Source organism: Pseudogulbenkiania sp. FW507-F1 (genome assembly GCF_058781125.1).
Map to the genome: position 1 here is coordinate 1 of NZ_JBYSWM010000034.1, position 18,514 is coordinate 18,514.

Annotated in this window: 14 protein-coding genes; 7 read left to right on the plus strand and 7 right to left on the minus strand. The window is 61.6% G+C overall.

Annotated features, from left to right (window positions below):
* Together AC3WG5_RS16830 and AC3WG5_RS16835 are read left to right on the plus strand one after the other, a co-directional pair.
* Nucleotides 1-195 (plus strand): hypothetical protein (locus AC3WG5_RS16830; RefSeq protein WP_492569732.1); only part of this gene is annotated, 195 nt, incomplete at its 5' end.
* A 91-nt stretch (nucleotides 196-286) separates the two neighbouring features.
* Entirely contained in the window at nucleotides 287-2,530 is a 2,244-nt protein-coding gene (locus tag AC3WG5_RS16835) for an ATP-binding protein (protein ID WP_236261631.1), read from the plus strand.
* Here the strand turns inward: AC3WG5_RS16835 and AC3WG5_RS16840 are convergent.
* The 6 genes from AC3WG5_RS16840 to AC3WG5_RS16865 form a co-directional block, all read right to left on the minus strand.
* Nucleotides 2,520-3,503, minus strand: a complete 984-nt coding sequence (locus AC3WG5_RS16840; RefSeq protein WP_492569733.1) for a GlxA family transcriptional regulator — start codon at nucleotides 3,501-3,503, stop codon at nucleotides 2,520-2,522. The two genes, AC3WG5_RS16835 and AC3WG5_RS16840, sit on opposite strands and share 11 nt — an antisense overlap.
* A 92-nt stretch (nucleotides 3,504-3,595) precedes the next feature.
* Complete coding sequence (locus AC3WG5_RS16845; protein ID WP_008955730.1) at nucleotides 3,596-4,411, minus strand: ABC transporter ATP-binding protein; 816 nt, start codon at nucleotides 4,409-4,411, stop codon at nucleotides 3,596-3,598.
* A gap of 141 nt (nucleotides 4,412-4,552) precedes the next feature.
* Nucleotides 4,553-5,284 carry an ABC transporter permease gene (locus AC3WG5_RS16850; protein ID WP_008955731.1) on the minus strand — a complete coding sequence of 244 codons (732 nt, stop codon included), beginning with the start codon at nucleotides 5,282-5,284 and terminating at the stop codon, nucleotides 4,553-4,555.
* Nucleotides 5,281-5,970 carry an ABC transporter permease gene (locus AC3WG5_RS16855; protein WP_492569735.1) on the minus strand — a complete coding sequence of 230 codons (690 nt, stop codon included), beginning with the start codon at nucleotides 5,968-5,970 and terminating at the stop codon, nucleotides 5,281-5,283. Before AC3WG5_RS16855 ends, AC3WG5_RS16850 begins: the two co-directional genes overlap by 4 nt.
* 54 nt (nucleotides 5,971-6,024) lie before the next feature.
* Nucleotides 6,025-6,789 (minus strand): ABC transporter substrate-binding protein, encoded by a 765-nt coding sequence (locus tag AC3WG5_RS16860; RefSeq protein WP_492569736.1) that lies wholly within the window; start codon nucleotides 6,787-6,789, stop codon nucleotides 6,025-6,027.
* Between the two features lie 77 nt (nucleotides 6,790-6,866).
* Nucleotides 6,867-7,631 carry an ABC transporter substrate-binding protein gene (locus AC3WG5_RS16865; RefSeq protein WP_041703021.1) on the minus strand — a complete coding sequence of 255 codons (765 nt, stop codon included), beginning with the start codon at nucleotides 7,629-7,631 and terminating at the stop codon, nucleotides 6,867-6,869.
* 537 nt (nucleotides 7,632-8,168) lie between these two features.
* Between AC3WG5_RS16865 and AC3WG5_RS16870 the strand changes: the two genes are divergently transcribed.
* The 5 genes from AC3WG5_RS16870 to AC3WG5_RS16890 all read left to right on the plus strand — a co-directional run bounded on the left by AC3WG5_RS16870 (nucleotide 8,169) and on the right by AC3WG5_RS16890 (nucleotide 17,839).
* Nucleotides 8,169-12,980, plus strand: a complete 4,812-nt coding sequence (locus tag AC3WG5_RS16870) for an NAD-glutamate dehydrogenase (RefSeq protein WP_492569738.1) — start codon at nucleotides 8,169-8,171, stop codon at nucleotides 12,978-12,980.
* A gap of 415 nt (nucleotides 12,981-13,395) precedes the next feature.
* The gene (locus tag AC3WG5_RS16875; RefSeq protein WP_014088055.1) at nucleotides 13,396-14,508 is read left to right on the plus strand and encodes an ABC transporter ATP-binding protein; all 1,113 of its coding nucleotides are present in this window, start codon (nucleotides 13,396-13,398) and stop codon (nucleotides 14,506-14,508) included.
* 111 nt (nucleotides 14,509-14,619) lie between these two features.
* Nucleotides 14,620-15,657, plus strand: coding sequence for an ABC transporter substrate-binding protein (locus AC3WG5_RS16880; RefSeq protein ID WP_482580610.1), 1,038 nt, complete (start codon nucleotides 14,620-14,622; stop codon nucleotides 15,655-15,657).
* A 109-nt stretch (nucleotides 15,658-15,766) separates the two neighbouring features.
* On the plus strand, nucleotides 15,767-17,011 hold the full coding sequence (locus AC3WG5_RS16885; RefSeq protein WP_492569741.1) for an ABC transporter permease: 1,245 nt from the start codon (nucleotides 15,767-15,769) through the stop codon (nucleotides 17,009-17,011).
* A 3-nt stretch (nucleotides 17,012-17,014) separates the two neighbouring features.
* A complete protein-coding gene (locus AC3WG5_RS16890) occupies nucleotides 17,015-17,839 on the plus strand; it encodes an ABC transporter permease (protein WP_008955739.1) in 825 nt (274 codons plus the stop codon).
* A gap of 189 nt (nucleotides 17,840-18,028) precedes the next feature.
* Here the strand turns inward: AC3WG5_RS16890 and dut are convergent, their stop codons facing one another.
* Nucleotides 18,029-18,481 (minus strand): dUTP diphosphatase, encoded by a 453-nt coding sequence (gene dut / locus AC3WG5_RS16895; RefSeq protein ID WP_008955740.1) that lies wholly within the window; start codon nucleotides 18,479-18,481, stop codon nucleotides 18,029-18,031.
* Nucleotides 18,482-18,514: the final 33 nt, after the last annotated feature.

Genomic DNA, 18,514 nt, shown 5'->3' on the forward strand with positions numbered 1-18,514 from the left:
TTAGCGCCGATGATAGTGCGGCATTGCCGTGTGAAAGTAGGACACCGCCAGACTCCCCTTATAAAAGCCCAGCTCATCCGAGCTGGGCTTTTTGTATTGGGCACCGTCATGCCACAATGGCTCCTCTGGCTGATGCATTACGGGTGTTTGTGGCTGGGGATGGCACAGATGCCGCTTTTAGTTGTACATTCTTAATCTTCCCGACAATTCGATCAGCCTGTGTCCTGGGGAGAACCCGTATGACGCAGGCTTGCTGAATTTGTCAGACTGAATGGAATGGTCACGCTTGAAATCGTCTCTTGGTCTCTCCGGCAAGCTCAGAAAATCGGCCTTGCCACTTCTGGCTTGGCTCGTCCTTTGTTTCCTGACGGCCTTGCTCTGGCTTCAGATGGAGAGAAGCCGCCTGGAGGAGGGGTTTGAGAAGGATGGTCGTGCGGCTTACGTGCAGATTGCGCGTAAGCTGGATCAGAACGAGGCCGTGCTCCAGGCCGCTCATGCCATGGTGGCGTCGCGTGACACATCCGATATCGCCGCCTTGAGCGCTTTTTCCCGAGAAATACTGGCGAATTACCCCAAGCTCTATACCATTCTTTTCTACCAAAAAGTCGTGCCGACGGAGCGTGATCGGTATCTCGACCAAATGTCACGCGAGATTGGCGAGCCTGCTTCTATTACCGATTTCGACCTTAATCGGCGTCGTTCGTGGAGGGCGGCACCTCTTCGCGATGTCTACTACCCGGCCACGATGGTGGAGCCGGTTACTCAGGCGTCGCGACGGCTCTACGGCTACGACATCCTGCATGAGCCTCGGCTGGCTCGCGAACTGAGGCAGGCCATCGCGACAGGCGAAATTGTGGTCTCGATGCCGTTCGAACTGGCTGGGGACGAGCGGGCATATCTGCTGATGAAGGGTGTCTACCGCAATGGTGGGCCAGGGGTGATTCCGTTGCGTCCCGATTCTCCCCTGGTTGAGGGGGTCGTGGCGGTGCAGGTCCACTTCGAGCAATTGCTGGCTCCGCTGCGCCTGGAGTCGCAGTCGCTGAATATTGCGTTGTACCAGCGTGAGTTGCCGGGAGTGCATGGATCGCTCTTGCTCTACGAGCGTTCACTCCGGCCGAGCAAAGTGTCGCAATGGCCGTTGTTCCAGCGTTTCGAATCCAAAATGGACTTGCCCAGCGATGCGCAGCCGTTCGTCTTGAGTCTGTCGCGCAACGTGACCTGGGCCGAGTTGCGACTTAGTGTACTGGTCTTCCAGGAGTTGCTGGTGACCCTGTTGTTGTTGGCGCTGTGGCAGGTGTATCAACAGCGTCTGCACTTGCACCGCGCCCGTTCGGCTGCCGATGAGGCGCTGTTCAGCCAGCGTGAGCGGGTGGAGGTAGCATTGAATGCCATCCGTGATGGTGTGATCACGCTGAGTCACGATCGCAAGGTGGAGTGGGTCAATCCGATGGCGCAGGAGCTGCTGGGCTTGCTGCCGGAGCAGCTGCTGGGGCGGGATTACCGGGAGGTATTGCGGCTGCAGCAGGGGCTGGCCGACGTTTCCCAAGTCGACCCGATTGGCCAAAGTTTTCTCTACCAGCAGGTGGTGGAGTTTCCCGACGAATTGTTGTTGTCGACATTTTACGGTGAGACCCGCCTGGTCGAAGGGGCGGTGGCCCCGCTGTTTTCCCGCACCGGGGAAATGAACGGCGCCGTTTGTGCGATCCGCGACATGGGGCCGATCCGGCGCCGGGCGCAGGCGGTGCTGGAGGCGAGCGAGAGCCGGGTGCGGGACCATCTCGAGAAGCTGTCGCACGTTGCGCGCTTGCATACGATGGGGGAGATGGCCTCGGGGATCGCCCATGAACTGAACCAGCCGCTGGCGGCCATCAGCAACTACTGTGCGGCATCGCTGGCGATGCTGGAGGATGTCGAGGAGGCTCCGGCGCAGGTGACCGATGCTTTGAAGGCCGCCATCCGCCAGGCCGAGCGCTCCGGCGAAATCATCAAGCGGCTGCGCGCCTTCGTCAGCAAGCGCAGCATGGATGTACGCCAGGTCGATCTGAATCTGCTGGTGGGAAACAGCCTGTTCCTCGCCGAGCATGACCTGCGCAGCAATGGTGTGCAGGTGGTGCAGATGCTGTCGGCCAACCCGGTGACGGTGATGGCCGACAGCATCCAGATCGAGCAGGTGTTGATGAACCTGCTTTCCAACGCGATCGAGGCGATGAAGGGGGAGCGGGAAGGGGCGCGGCAACTGGTGATCCATAGCCACGTGGCGCTGTCCAATGCCATTCTGGAGGTGCGCGACAGCGGGCGGGGTATTTCGCCCGACGTGCAGGCGGTGCTGTTCCATCCCTTCTACTCGACCCGCGAAGGAGGGATGGGACTGGGGCTGTCGATTTGCCAGACCATCGTCGAGCAGTACGGTGGTTCGATCGAGGCGGAAAACATTCCCGGCAGCGGGGCGTGTTTCCGGCTGCGGCTGCCCTTTGCCCCGCCGCTATCGTTGTCAGAGGCGGCGGTGTCGTCGGTGGCGGCTACTCGCTAGCGTTCTTGCCGGTGTTGCGCGAGGAGCGTTCTTCGCGCGGGGTGATGCCGAAGTGATTGCGATAGCTGCTGGAGAAGTGGGGGCCGCTGGAGAAGCCGCACGCCAGCCCGATCTGAACGATGGATTTGGAGGTTTGCTGCAGTAATTGCCGCGCGCGCTTGAGGCGCAGCTCGAGGTAGTATTTCGACGGCACCGCGGAGAGGTGCTGCTTGAACAGGCGTTCGAGTTGCCGCCGCGAGATGCCGACATAATAGGCGATGTCGTCGGTCGTCAGCGGTTCTTCGATATTCGCTTCCATCAGGCTGACGGCTTCGGTCAGCTTGGGCTGGCTGGCGCCGATACGGGTGGCGAGCGGAATGCGCTGCCGTTCGTTACCGGGGCGGATGCGCTCCATGCTGAACAGCTCGGAGAGCTGGGCAGCGAAGTCGTGCCCTTGCTGCTGCCCGACCAGCACCATCATGAAGTCCAGCGTCGAGGCTCCTCCTGCACAGCTCATGCGGTTGCGATCGATCTCGTACAGATTGGACGAGACAATGACTTCCGGAAACTCCTCGGTGAAGCGGTTGATTTCCTGCCAGTGGATGGTGCTGCGGTAGCCGTTCAACAGGCCGGCGCGGGCCAGCCAGTAACTGCCGCAGCCGATCCCGATGAGTTGCAGCTTTTCCGTGGCCTGGGCATGGATTGTTTTGCTCAGTTCGTCGACGTCGACGTCCCCGGCGATTTCATCGGCAATGACGAACAGCCCGTCTAGCTTTGGTGCGTAGCTGAGCGGCAGGTCGACCGGGGCCTTGATGCCATTGGTCAGGGTCACGGCGTCGCCGCCGGGGGAGAGCAACAAGAATTCGTAGAGCTTTTTTTCGGCCAACTGGTTGGCGCGCGACAGTACTTCGGTGATCAGGGCCAGATCGGCCATGGCGGCGTGGGGCAACAGCAGGATGCCGTAGCGAAGCGGTTTGGCGACTTGCGTCTGCATAGCCATAGTTGACCGGAAAGCGAACTTGCGAGGAAAAGATTCTGCCAAGTCGGGGACTTGGCAGACGAATGATTAATGCCGTAATTGTATGATTATTTCAGGCTGCCCGAGAGGAATTGTGCCAGCCGCTCGCTCTTCGGCTTGACCAACACTTCCTTCGGATTACCCTGCTCCTCGATGCGCCCCTGGTGCAGGAAGATGACGTGGTTGGAGACCTCGCGCGCGAAGCCCATCTCGTGCGTCACGACCACCATGGTGCGGCCTTCGCGCGCCAGGTCCTGCATCACGCGCAGCACTTCGCCGACCAGTTCCGGGTCGAGCGCCGAGGTCGGCTCGTCGAACAGCATGACTTCCGGTTCCATCGCCAGGGCGCGGGCGATGGCGACGCGCTGCTGCTGACCGCCGGACATGTGCGACGGGTACTTGTCTTCGACGTTTTTCAGGCCGACTTTTTCCAGATACTTGCGGGCGCGGGCGATGGCTTCGTCCTTGGGCACGCCAAGCACGTGCACCGGAGCCTCGATGATGTTCTCCAGCACCGTCATGTGGGCCCACAGGTTGAAATGCTGGAACACCATGGCGAGCTTGGTGCGCAGTCGCGCCAGCTGCTTGGCGTCGCCCGCCTTGAGGGCGCCGTGGCGGCTGTCCGGAACCAGCTGCAGTTCTTCGCCGGCAGCGAAGATCTTGCCGCTGTTGGGTTGTTCCAGCAGGTTGATGCAGCGCAGGAAGGTGCTCTTGCCCGAGCCCGACGAGCCGATGATGCTGATGACGTCGCCGGCGTGGGCGGTCAGCGACACGCCCTTGAGCACTTCGTGGCTGCCGTAGCTTTTGTGGATGTCGGCAACGTGCAGCTTGACTTGGCTGTCGAGGCCGGTGGAGGTGGCGTTGGGGTGTTCGATCGGTTTCATCGCTCAGCAAATCCCTGTCTTGAATGCGTCGTGGGTTGCGCACCGGCCACGGTGGGGTCATGGCCGGTGGCACTACGTGGGCGGGTACGTCTCGCCTCACGCGATAATCGGATTCATCCTGCTTGTCGCTGGCTGTCCGGCTCAGTGCTTGCGCGGTGCCAGGTAGGCCAGCCAGCGTTTTTCGGCCAACTTGAACAGCCAGACGAACAGGAAGGTGAAGGCCAGGTAGATCAGGCCCGCCATCAGGAACGGTTCGAACGGCATGTAGGTGTCGCTGTAGATGCGGCGGGCGACACCGGTGACGTCGGCCAGCGTGACCAGGCCGGCGATCGAGGTGCCTTGCAGCATCATCACCACTTCGTTGCTGTAGGCCGGCAGCGCGCGGCGCAGTGCCGCCGGGATGACGATGCGGCGCATCATCAGCCACTTGCTCATGCCCATGGCCTTGGCCGCTTCGATCTCGCCCCAGTGGGTATTGCGGATCTGGCCGGCGATGATCTCGGTGGTGTAGGCCGCGGTGTTCAGCGTGAAGGCCAGCAGCGCGCAGAAATAGGCTTCCTGCAGGTAGGTCCAGGCCCAGCTCTCGCGCACCGCCTCGAACTGCGACAGCCCGTAGTAGATGATGAACAGCTGCACCAGCATCGGGGTGCCGCGGAACACGTAGGTGTACAGCCAGACCGCGCCGGACACCAGTCGGTTCCTAGAGACACGCATCAATCCCAGCGGAATCGACAGGGCCAGGCCGCCCAGCAGCGAGTAGAACAGCAGTTCCAGCGTCAGGATCAGGCCGTCGCTGGTGGACAGCACGGCTTCTCCGCTGCCGCCACCCAGAAAGGACGGAAAATTCTCGATCATCAGGTTGGCGTCAATCACAGCTCACTCTCCCGTACACCCGTCGAATAGCGTTTGTTCATCGCGTTCAGGGCCACAATCGACACCGTGGTGATCAGCAGGTAGATCGCCGCTACCACCATGTAGACGGTAAAGGGTTCCTGGGTGATGGATTTGGCGGTGTCCGCCTTGTACATCATGTCGTTGAGGCCGATCACCGAGACCAGCGCGGTGGATTTGACCAGCACCAGCCAGTTGTTGGAGAAGCTCGGCAGGGCGAAGCGCACCATCTGCGGCGCGGTGATGCGAAAGAACACCCGCAGCGGCGACATGCCATAGGCTGCGCCGGCTTCCATCTGCCCCTTGGGCACCGACATGATGGCGCCGCGGAAGGTTTCGGTCATGTAGGCGCCGAAGATGAAGCCGATGGTGAGCACGCCGGCGATCATCGGGTTGATTTCCGGTGCACCCAGGCCGAAGCGTTCGGCGACATCGTTGATCATCATCTGGCCGCCGAAAAACAACAGGAACATCCAGACCAGGTCGGGCACGCCGCGCACCACCGTGGAATAGAGTTCGGCCGACCAGACCAGGGCGCGGGAATGCGCCATCTTGAACATGGCGCCGATCAGTCCGAGGACCACCGACACCACCAGCGAAGCCGCCGCGACTTCCAGCGTCAGTGCCGCGCCTTCCAGAATGCTGGGAAGATAACCCTGCAAAAACATGCTGTTCTCCTGGAGTGGCCGCGCCGGCATGGCGTCCCGGCACGGCCATTCCTATCAGTTGCCGTAGATGTCGAAGGAGAAGTACTTCTTCTGGATCTTGTCGTAGCTGCCGTCGGCGCGGATCTGCTTCAACGCCTTGTTGATGCGCTCGAGCAGGGCGGCGTCGGTCTTGCGCACGGCGATGCCGGCACCCTCGCCGAAGTATTTGGCTTCGTTGTAGGCCTGGCCGACGAAGGCGAAGCCCTTGCCGTTCGGCGTCTTCAGGAAATCGGTGTCGCCCACGGCGGCATCGACGAAGCTGGCGTCGACGCGGCCGGCCTTCAGGTCGAGGAAGGATTCCGGCGCCTTGCCGTACGGCACCAGCTTGGCGCCCAGCTTGACCCAGTGGTCGCGGGCGTATTTTTCCTGGATCGAGGAGCGCAGCACGCCGATTTTCTTGCCCTTGAACCAGGCATCGTTGACCGTGGTGCCAGCCTTGGCTACCAGGCGGCTCGGCATGTTGTAGTACTTATCGGAGAAGTTGACCGCCTTCTTACGCTCGTCGGTGATGTTCATCGAGGCGATGATGACGTCGAACTTCTTGGCGTTGAGCGCCGGGATGATGCCGTCGAAGTCCTGCGGCACGACGTCACAGGTCACTTTCATCGCCGCGCACAGGGCGCGGGCGATGTCCGGATCGAAGCCGGCCATCTTGCCGTCCGGACCTTGTTGGGAGAACGGCGGGTAGCTGGCATCGGTGGCGAAACGCAGCGTTTCGGCGTGGCTAGCGGCGGTTAGCGCGCACAGCAGCGCGCCCAGCGTCAGCAAGGGCTGTTTCATGGAGTCTCCAGCGGAAAGGGTAGGTGGCTCGAATCGGGCCCATGCCTCGGCACGGGCCGTCCGGGGTTGGCCGAAGCTCAGTGGCCGTACACGTCGAAGGCGAAGTACTTGTCCTGCACCTTCTTGTAGGAACCATCCTTGCGGATCTGCTCGATGGCCGCGTTCAGACGTTCACGCAGCGCGTTGTTACCCTTCTTCACGGCGATGCCGGCGCCCAGGCCGAAATACTTGGTATCGGCATATTCCGGGCCGACAAAGGCGAAGCCCTTGCCGCGCGGGGTTTTCAGGAACTCCTGGTCGCCCACCGCGCCGTCGACGAACACGGCGTCAAGTCGGCCGCTGGTCAGGTCGAGGAACGACTCCGGGGATTTGGTGTAGGCGACGATCTTGGCGCCCGTCTTGCCCCAGTAGTCCTTGGCGAACTTCTCCTGGGTCGAGGCGCGCAGTGCACCGATCTTCTTGCCCTTGAAGCTGTTCTGGTCGACTTTGGTGCCAACCTTGGCGATGATGCGGCTCGGGATGTTGTAGTACTTGTTGGTGAAGTCGACGGCCTTCTTGCGCTCGTCGGTGATCTGCATCGAAGACAGGATGGCGTCGAACTTGTTGGTGTTCAGCGCCGGAATCAGGCCGTCCCAGTCCTGCGGCACGATCTCGCAGGTAGCCTTCAGCGCCGAGCACAGCGCATGGGCCATGTCGATATCGAAGCCTTGCGGTTTGCCGTCCGCGCCCTGCTTGGAGAATGGGGGGTAGTTCAGGTCAACGCCAAAACGGATGGTCTCTGCCTGGGCAGCGGACGCGAACAGCGGGGCGGCCAGCGCCACAGCCATCAAAACCTTTTTCATCGAATGCCTCTCTATTTCTCAGAACGTGAACCGGGTGCCAGAACGGTCTTCTGACGCGGTCCCGCATAATGTCGTGCCGAAGTGGTGAACCAGGCCGGGGTATGGCCGGCTTACCCGCCGGTTTTCTCGTCGGCCGGTGATGCCCCGGCCCTTGTATGAGCCCATGGTGGCACGAACATTTGTGGTCGAACAATCCACTCGCCTTGGCGGGGCGGGGTGGAGAAAATGAAGCCGCGCATTCTACCGGGTTTTTGGCTTGCTGAAAAATATCAACAAAAACAGATGGTTATGTATTTTTAAAACCGCGCTCGCAAGAAAATTCCACAAAAGTCTTTTTATAATTGGCTGTCGCATTGCTATAAGCCTATGAGTGGTGGAAAAAGCAATCTCTCACCCCCGCCCATACACGAGTGCTGCTGTGCAACCAAGGAAGATGTAAGAGCGTGTCGCTTTATAGAAATCTTGTGCTGATCGACCTCTCTACAATCCCTGCTCAGCAGAGCCCTTACCCCTGCGCAAACAACACAGAGAAAACCAATGTCCCTCAGCAACATGACAGAACACGCCAGCCTGATTGACGACATTCAGGCGGAGGCTGACAGCAAGCTGTCCAGTGATGAGCAACAAAAACTGGCTCCTTTCTTTCCGGTCTATTTCGAAGAAGCAGAGTACGACGACCTGCGCCGGTATTCGTCGCTGGATTTGTTCGGCGCGGCGATCGCCCATTACGATTTCGCGCAGCAGCGCAAACCCGGCGCCCACAAGGCGCGCATCTACAACCCGGATTTCGAGCGTGACGGCTGGCAGAGCACGCATACCGTGATCGAAGTGGTCGGCGACGACATGCCGTTCCTGATCGACTCGCTGGCGATGCTGCTGTCGCGCTACAACCTCAACCTGCACCTCCTGATCCACCCGGTGGTGGCGGTGGCACGCGATGCCAAGGGGCAGCTGGTGGAACTCAAGCGCACCCAGGGCCGCGACCTGCCGCTGGAATCGTGGATTCACGTCGAGATCGACCGCGTGTCCGACGCCGCCACGCTCAAGCGACTCGAAAGCGATCTGAACCGCGTCATTTCCGATATCCGCCTGGTGGTCAACGACGAGCCCAAGATGCGCGCGGCGCTCTCCGAGATCGCTGACGATCTGGCCAAGGTGAAGGGCGCTCGTGGCGACGAAGCCCGCGAGGCCATCGACTTCCTGCACTGGATGGGCGACAACCATTTCCTGCTGATGGGCTACTGCGATTACGACCTCGTCAAGCGCGATGGCAAGGACAGCCTGAAGATCATCAAGGAAAGCGGTCTTGGCATCCTGAAGGAGCAGGGCGACAAGGAGTATTCCGCCAGCTTCGAACAGCTGCCGCAGGAACTGCGTGAGCTGGCCCACCTGCCGCAACTGATCATTCTGAACAAGTCGCAGACCCGTTCGATCATCCACCGCCCGGCCTACATCGACTTCGTCGGCATCAAGCGCTTCAACAGCAAGGGCGAAGTGATCGGCGAGCGCCGCTTCCTCGGCCTGTACACCGCCCACGCCTACCAGGTCTCGCTGAAGAACATCCCGATCGTGCGCCGCAAGGCCGAGTACGTGGTCAACTACTGCGACTACGTCGACAACAGCTACAAGGCCAAGACCCTGGGCTTCGTGCTGGAAAACTACCCGCGCGACGAGCTGTTCGAGATTCCCGCCGAGACGCTGGCCCCGATCATCGAAGGCATCGTCAACCTGCAGGAGCGCCCGCGCGTGCGCCTGTTCGTGCGCACCGACCGCTACCATCGCTACGTCAGCTGCCTGGTGTACGTGCCGCGCGACAGCTTCAATACCGAAGTGCGCCTGAAGATCGAGAAGGTGCTGCTGAACGCCTTCAACGGCACCGCGGCCGAGTTCAGCGTGCAGATCGGCGACGGCACACTGGCGCTGGTGCATTACACCATCCGCACCCATGCCGCCGGCCTGCCGGCATTCCACGAGTCGGACATCGAGGCGGAAATTGCCCGCGTGGTGCGCGGCTGGCAAGAAGAACTGCACCAGTTGCTGGTCGAAGCGCACGGTGAAGAGCAGGGCAATAGCCTGTTCCACCGCTACAAGGGCGCCTTCCCGGTGGCTTACCGTGAAGAGTTCGCCGCCCGCAACGCCGTGCTCGACATCCAGCTGATGCAATCGCTGGGTGGCGAAAAGCGTCTCGGCATGAAGCTGTATCGACCGCTGCATCGCGGCACCAATGCCTTCAACCTGAAACTGTTCAGCGCCGGCGAGCCGCTCGGCCTGTCCGCCAGCCTGCCGATCCTCGAGAACATGGGCGTGCGCGTCCGCGACGAGCACCCCTACCGCGTGCAGAGGTCCGACGGTGCCGAGGTGTGGATCAGCGATTTCGGCCTCGACGTTGGCAGCGCCTACGAGCAGATGGCGACGGATGACGTGCAGCACGATTTCCAGGAACTGCTGTCGCAAGTCTTCGCCAAGCGTTGCGAAAACGACGGCTTCAACCGCCTGGCGCTGGTGGCCGGCCTCGACTGGCGCGAAATCTCGCTGGTGCGCGCCCTGGCCAAGTACCTGCGTCAGGGCGGCCTGACCTTCAGCCAGGCCTATATCGAGCAGTGCGTGGCCAACTACCCGGCCATCACCCGTAACCTGGTGAGCCTGTTCCAGGCCCGTCTGGACCCGGTCAACGCCGACGACGCCCAGGCTGAAACACTGCAGGCCGAGCTCAAGAACCTGCTCGACAAGGTGGCCAACCTCGACGAGGACCGCATCCTCAACGGCTTCCTGTCGGTGATCCTGGCGGTACGCCGCACCAACTTCTGGCAGAAGGCCGAGGACGGCCAGTTCAAGTCCTATATCTCGTTCAAGCTGGAGTCGAACGCCATCCCGTTCCTGCCGCAGCCGCGCCCGATGTTCGAGATCTGGGTGTACAGCCCGCGTGTCGAAGGCGTGCATCTGCGCGGCTCGAAGGTAGCGCGCGGCGGTCTGCGCTGGTCCGACCGCATGGAAGACTTCCGCACCGAAGTGCTGGGCCTGGTCAAGGCGCAGATGGTGAAGAACTCGGTGATCGTGCCGATGGGCTCCAAGGGAGGTTTCGTCTGCAAGCAGCTGCCGCCGGCGAGCGACCGCGAAGCCTTCATGGCCGAAGGCATCGCCTGCTACAAGACCTTCATCTCGGCGCTGCTCGACGTCACCGACAATCTGGTCACCGGCCAGATCGTGCCGCCGAAGGAGGTGCGCCGTCTGGATCCGGACGATCCGTATCTGGTGGTGGCCGCCGACAAGGGCACCGCGACCTTCTCCGACATCGCCAACGGCATTTCGGAACAGTATGGCTTCTGGCTTGGCGATGCCTTCGCCTCGGGCGGCTCGGCCGGCTATGACCACAAGGGCATGGGCATTACCGCACGCGGCGCCTGGGAATCGGTGAAGCGCCACTTCCGCCATCTGGGCGTCAACACCCAGGAGCAGGATTTCACCGTGATCGGTATCGGCGACATGGCCGGCGACGTGTTCGGCAACGGCATGCTGCTGTCCGAGCACATCCAGCTGATCGCTGCGTTCAACCACATGCACATCTTCCTCGACCCGACCCCGAATGCGGCGGTCAGCTTCGCGGAACGTGCGCGCCTGTTCAACCTGCCGCGTTCGAGCTGGGCCGACTACAACCGCGAGTTGATCTCGCAGGGCGGCGGCATCTTCGAGCGTTCGGCCAAGTCCATCCCGCTGTCGCCGGAAGTCAAAGCCTGGCTGGAAACCGACAAGGACAGCATGGCGCCGAACGAGCTGATCCACGAGATCCTCAAGGCCCGCGCCGACATGCTGTACAACGGCGGTATCGGTACCTACGTCAAGGCGTCGACGCAGAGCCACGCCGATGCGCGTGACCGCGCCTGCGACCCGGTGCGCGTCGACGGCCGCGAGCTGCGCGTGAGAGTGGTGGCCGAGGGCGGCAACCTGACGTGCACCCAGCTGGGGCGCGTCGAATTCGCGCTCTCCGGTGGCCGCATCTGCACCGACGCCATCGACAACTCGGCGGGGGTGGACTGCTCCGACCACGAGGTCAACATCAAGATCCTGCTGGGCGCGGTGATGCAGGCCGGGGACATGACGCTCAAGCAGCGCAATGAACTGCTGGCCGAGATGACCGAGGAAGTGGGGCATCTGGTGCTGCGCAACAACTACCTGCAGACCCAGGTGCTGGCGATCAAGCAGCAGGAAGCGGCCTCGATCCTGTCGACCCATGCCCGCATGATCGTCCACATGGAGAAGACCGGCGAACTGAATCGCGAGATCGAATACCTGCCGTCCGAAGCCCAGATCAACGACCGTCGCCTGGCGCGTCAGGGTCTGACCGCGCCGGAAGTGGCGGTGCTGCTGGCCTACAGCAAGATCTCGCTGGATCAGGCAATCCTGGCGACCGACGTGCCGGACGACGTCGATTTCCTGCCGGTGCTGGTGAACTACTTCCCGAAACCGCTGCAGGAGCGTTTCCGCAGCCAGATGGAAAAGCACCATCTGAAGCGCGAGATCATCTCCAACCAGCTGGCCAACCAGATCATCAACCGCATGGGCACGACCTTCGTGTTCCGCCTGCAGGAAGAGTCGCCGTTCTCCGCGGCCGACATCGCCCGTGCCTGGTGGATCGCCAGCCGCGTGTTCAACGCCGAACAGCTGTGGGGCCAGATCGAGGCGCTGGACAACCAGATTCCGGCCGACCAGCAGATGGAACTGATGGTGATCGTGCGTACCCTGATCGAGCGCGTGACGCGCTGGGTGCTGCGCAACAAGCGTCCGTTCAGCTCGGTCAACGCCGTGATCGAACAGTACGGTGCCAAGGTGCAGGCTCTGCTCGCGGCACTGCCGGAGCTGATCAGCGCCACCGATTACCCGACCGTGGCGGCGATGGAAGCTCGTCTGGATATCCCGAACCTGCCGGTCAGCCTGGCGCGCGTGCTGGCGCGTCTGGAGTTTGCCGTGCCGCTGATGGACATCATCGAAATCGGCGAGGGAGAGGAGCTGACCCAGGGTGTGCTGGCCAGCAATTACTATCGCCTGGGCAAGGTGCTGCAGCTGGACTGGATGCGCGAGGCGATCACCCGTCTGCCGCGCGACAATCGTTGGCAGTCGCTGGCGCGTTCGGCGTTGCGCGATGACCTGTATCGCCTGCACCGCAAGGTGGCCAAGCTGGCAATCCAGGAGTGTAAGGAGTCGGAAGACCTGGCCAGCGCCTGGCTGGAAAAGCGTCACCACGATGTCGAGACCTGCCACCAGATGTTTGCCGAATTGCAGGCCTTCCAGGCACTGGACCTGGCGATGTTGTCGGCCGGCATGCGCGAGCTGAACAACCACCTGTTGGCTTGACCCGTTTCCATTCTCCCTTCAGACCGGCCGCAAGGCCGGTTTTTTTATGGCTGCCGTTTAATATCCTCACCGTCCAATGTGCTTAAAAAAATAGACGTTTCGCACGTTATTAAATTTATTGATCGATATTTCCCATTTATTTACAACTAAAACTATAAAATAGTTGGGTTTGTTCAACGATTGTTGTATTTATTTAACGCTTTCACTCTTGTGGTTTTACTTGAAATTAAACATTGTTGATTGGCCGAGCCGTTGTGGGCTATCGTTGCGCTACAGGTTTCAAGCACAAGCTCAAGACCGGTCTGCATGGCAGGCGGGGAGAAAACAGAAGCCGAATGGCCTATAACATGGGCTGCCTGTATGAGAAATGGAATCACGTTCCGCTGGTCGGACATTTAGTTTCAGAGGAGAAACCATGGTGCCTGAAGTCGTTCCCGACAATGAGGTGCTGGTCAGCTTTCGCGGTGTTCAGAAGAGCTACGATGGCGAGAGCCTGATCGTCAAGCATCTGGATCTGGATATCCGCAAAGGGGAGTTCCTGACCCTGCTTGGGCCTTCCGGTTCCGGTAAGACCACTTGCCTGATGATGCTGGCCGGGTTCGAGACCCCGACGCATGGCGAGATCCGCCTCAATGGCGCCTTGCTCAACCACGTTCCGCCGCACAAACGCAATATCGGCATGGTGTTCCAGAACTATGCCCTGTTCCCCCACATGACGGTTGGCGAAAACCTCGCCTATCCGTTGAAGATCCGCAATTTCTCCAAGTCCGATATCGATGCCAAGGTGATGCACGCGCTGTCGATGGTCAAGCTGGAAAAGCTGGCGCATCGCTACCCGGCACAGCTCTCCGGCGGCCAGCAGCAACGCGTGGCCCTGGCGCGCGCGCTGGTGTTCAACCCGCAGCTGGTGCTGATGGACGAGCCCCTGGGTGCGCTCGACAAGCAGCTGCGCGAGCACATGCAGATGGAGATCAAGCACATTCATGACTCGCTGGGCGTGACCGTGGTGTACGTCACCCACGATCAGGGCGAGGCCCTGACCATGAGCGACCGCGTCGCCGTGTTCAAGGACGGCATCATCCAGCAGATCGACAGTGCCTATAACCTGTACGAAGCCCCGGTGAATTCCTTCGTTGCCAGTTTCATCGGCGAGAACAATACGCTGGAGGGCGAGGTGCAGAGCCTGCAGGACGGTCTCTGCCAGGTGAAGCTGGGCGACGGCATCGGTCTGACGGCTAAGGCGGTATGCGCCGACCGTGCCGGGGTACGGACCACCATGTCGATCCGTCCCGAGCGCGTGCGTCTGAACGGCGCCTCGGAGCAGTGCGCCAACCGCTTCCAGGGCAAGCTGCAGGAGTTCATCTACTTCGGCGATCACGTGCGCTTGCGCATGGACGTGGCGGGCAACCCATCCTTCATCGTCAAGGTGCCGGTGAGCGAGCTTGACGGCTCCTGGTCGGTCGGCGACTCCATCGCGCTGGGCTGGAATCCGGAAGATATCCGGGCGCTGGACCCCCTCAATCCGTAGTTTTTCACACACACACAAGACAGATCGACGCCACAGGTACGTCGCAATGAGCCCGGGGAACACGGGTTTTGCCTATCACTAAACTGAACTGGGTTTCAGAGGAGAAGCTGGATGAAAAACGTTACCAAGAAAATCATCGTTACCGCTGTGCTGGGCGGGGTTTCGCTGTCGGCTCTGGCTGCCGAAAGCCTGACCGTCATTTCTTTCGGCGGGGCGAACAAGGAGGCCCAGGCCGCCGCTTACTACCAGCCGTACGAGAAGGCGACCGGCACCAAGATCACCGCGGGGGACTACAACGGTGAAATGGCCAAGGTGAAGGCCATGGTGGAAGTGGGCCGTCCGACCTGGGACGTGCTCGAAGTGGAATCGCCGGAGCTGCTGCGCGGCTGCGAAGAGGGCATCTTCGAGAAGATCAACTGGGCCCAGGTGGGCAACAAGGCCGACTTCGTCAAGCCGGCGGTTTCCGAGTGCGGCGTGGGCATCTTCGTGTGGTCGACCGCCCTGGCCTACAACGCCGACAAGCTGAAGGCGGCGCCGACCTCCTGGAAGGATTTCTGGGATGTGAAGAAATTCCCGGGCAAGCGCGGCCTGCGCAAGGGCGCCAAGTACACGCTGGAATTCGCCCTGCTGGCCGACGGCGTGCCGGCCTCCGATGTCTACAAGGTACTGGGCACCAAGGCCGGCGTGGACCGCGCCTTCAAGAAGCTCGACCAGCTGAAGCCGAACATCCAGTGGTGGGAAGCCGGCGCCCAGCCGCCGCAATTCCTGGCCTCCGGCGACGTGGTGATGAGCTCGGCCTATAACGGCCGCATCGACGCCGCGCAGAAAGAAGGCAAGAACCTGAAAGTGGTGTGGAACGGCAGCATCTACGACGTCGATTCCTGGGCGATTCCGAAGGGCGCCAAGGTGAAGGAGGCGATGAAGTTCATCAACTTTGCCAGCAAGCCGGAAAACCAGAAGAACTACTCGGCGCACATCGCCTACGGTCCGACCAACCTGAAGACGGTGAAGCAGATGGACGCCAAGCTGGTGGCCAACCTGCCGACCGCTCCGGCCAACCTGAAAGGGGCGCTGGCGCTGGACGTACCGTTCTGGGTTGAGCATGGCGAAGACCTGGAAGAGCGTTTCAACGCCTGGGCTGCACGCTGACCTTGAGGCCGGCCTGGCGTGAGCCGGACCGGTATGTAACTGCGGTTCCCGCCGCGACAGGGCGGCGGGGCCCCTCTCTCAGGTTGATGACATGTCGGAAAGTCTTATCATGAATGCGCCATTGACGGCCGCCGACGGCGAGCCGCTCAAGAAGAAACTGGCGCGCGAGCAACGCCTCAAGCAATTCAAGGCGATCGCCCTGGTCGCCCCGCTGGGGTTGTTCCTGTTGCTGACCTTTCTGGTCCCGATCACGTCGCTGCTGTTCCGCAGCGTCGATAACCCGGAAGTCGTGACCGCGCTTCCCCATACCAGCCAACTGATCCGCGCCTGGGATCAGCGCGGCCTGCCGTCGGACGCGGTGTACTCCGCACTGGCAGAGGACCTGGCCCGCGCCAAGACAGACGGCACGCTGGCGGATGCGAGCAAGCGCCTCAATATGGAAATCAGCGGCTACCGCTCGCTGTTGATGCGTACCGCGCGCAAGATGCCGCTGCACGTGGCGCCGGGCGAGTCGGTGCGTGACCACTTCATCCAGATCGACGAACGCTGGGGCGATCCCGACCACTGGCACGCCATTGCCCGCAACGCCAAATCGTGGAGCCCGTATTACCTGTATCGCTCGCTCGACCTGCGCGAGAACAAGAGCGGGGTGCCGGAGCTGACGCCGGTCAACGAGCGTGCCTACCTCAGTATCTTCGGCCGCACCATGTGGATGAGCCTGTGGGTGACGGTGTTCTGCATGCTGCTGGGCTACCCGGTGGCGTACTGGCTCGCCAACCTGCCCAAGCGTCAGAGCAACCTGTTGATGATCCTGGTGCTGCTGCCGTTCTGGACCTCGGTGCTGGTGCGGGTGGCGGCGTGGATCGTGCTGTTGCAGTCCGAAGGGCTGATCAACAGCGGCCTGATGGCTCTGGGCATCATCGACCATCCATTGCAGCTGGCGTTCAACCGCACCGGCGTTTACATCGCGATGGTGCACATTCTGCTGCCGTTCGTGATCCTGCCCAGCTACAGCGTGATGAAGAGCATTCCCCCTTCGTACGTCAAGGCGGCCATTTCGCTGGGCGACCATCCGTTCGCGGCGTTCTGGAAGATTTATTTCCCGCAGACGCTGCCGGGGGTGGCGGCCGGGGCCTTGCTGGTGTTCATCATGTGCCTGGGCTACTACATTACGCCGGCCTTGCTGGGCAGCCCGGAAGACCAGATGGTGAGCTACTACGTCGCCTTCTATACCAACGTCACCATCAACTGGGGCATGGCCGCCGCATTGGGTAGCCTGCTGCTGGTCGCCACCTTGGCGCTGTACGCGGTGTACAGCAAGCTGGTGGGGACCGACCGTCTGAGTCTGGGGTAAATCATGCTGCCTAATTACGCCTCTCCCGTCGAGAAGCTCTGGTACTGGACGTTCCGCCTCGTGTGCGTGCTGGTGCTGGTGTTCCTGATGTCGCCGCTGTTGGCGATCATCCCGCTGTCGTTCTCGGCCGACAGCTTCCTGGTCTACCCGATCAAGTCGTTCTCGTGGCGCTGGTACGGCGAGTTCTTCGGCAACGGCGAATGGATGCACTCGCTGAAGAACAGCTTCATCGTGGCGCCGGCCGCCACGCTGCTGGCGACGGTGCTGGGGACGCTGGCGGCGGTCGGCCTGACCAGCTCGAACTTCCCCGGCAAGTCGCTGCTGATGACGGTGCTGATTTCGCCGATGGTGGTGCCGGTGGTGATCGTCGGTGTCGGTGCCTACCTGTTCTTCTCGCCGCTGGGCCTGACCAACAATTACCTCGGCCTGATCCTGGTGCACGCCGCGCTGGGGGTGCCGTTTGTGGTGATCACGGTGTCGGCGACGCTGAGCGGTTTCAATACCAGCCTGATCAAGGCCAGTGCCAGCCTGGGGGCGAATCCGCTGCTCACCTTCCGCAAGGTGGTGCTGCCGCTGATCGCGCCGGGCGTGGTGTCGGGGGCGCTGTTCGCCTTCACCACTTCGTTCGACGAGGTGGTAGTGACGCTGTTCCTGGCCGGTCCGGAGCAGGTGACGTTGCCGCGCCAGATGTTCAGCGGCATCAAGGAGAACATCAGCCCGGCGATCGCGGCAGCGGCGGCGGTGTTGATCCTGTTCTCCACCACCTTGCTGCTGACGCTGGAATGGCTGCGCGGCCGCTCGGAGCGCATCCGCACCGCCAAGGCCTGAGGCGCTTGCCGTAGGATGTACAAAAGCCCGGTTCGACCGGGCTTTTTTGCGTCCAGGCAGGACCTGGAGCTTGTGACAGAAATCGTCGCGAGCCTCTCCTGGCTGGTTCGAGAAGCGCAGCCGTACATATTATATGGCGCGTATCACAGGGCCGGCATGGGGGGGCGTAGCCGATTTATTGACAAGCTCTCAGTGTCGGCCGCTGCTGCCGAAGCCGTTCTCGCCGCGGTGCGAGGCGTCGAAGTCGTCGACGATGTTGAAGCCGACCTGGACCACCGGCACGATCACCATCTGCGCGATGCGCTCCAGCGGTTCGAGTGCAAAGTTGCTGTGCCCGCGGTTCCAAACCGAGACGAACAGCTGGCCCTGGTAGTCGGAGTCGATCAGGCCGACCAGGTTGCCCAGCACGATGCCGTGCTTGTGACCCAGGCCGGAGCGCGGCAGGATCATCGCGGCGAGGCCGGGGTCGGCAAGGTGGATGGCCATGCCGGTGGGGATGAGCTGGGTCTCGCCCGGCTTGATTTCCATCGGGCTGTCGATGGCGGCGCGCAGGTCGAGCCCGGCCGAGCCGGCGGTGGCGTAATTAGGCAGGTTGTCGTGCAGGCGCGGGTCGAGAATCTTGACGTCGATGACGGGTTTCATGCGGAGTCCTTGAATAATCGTGAAAGGTTGGCC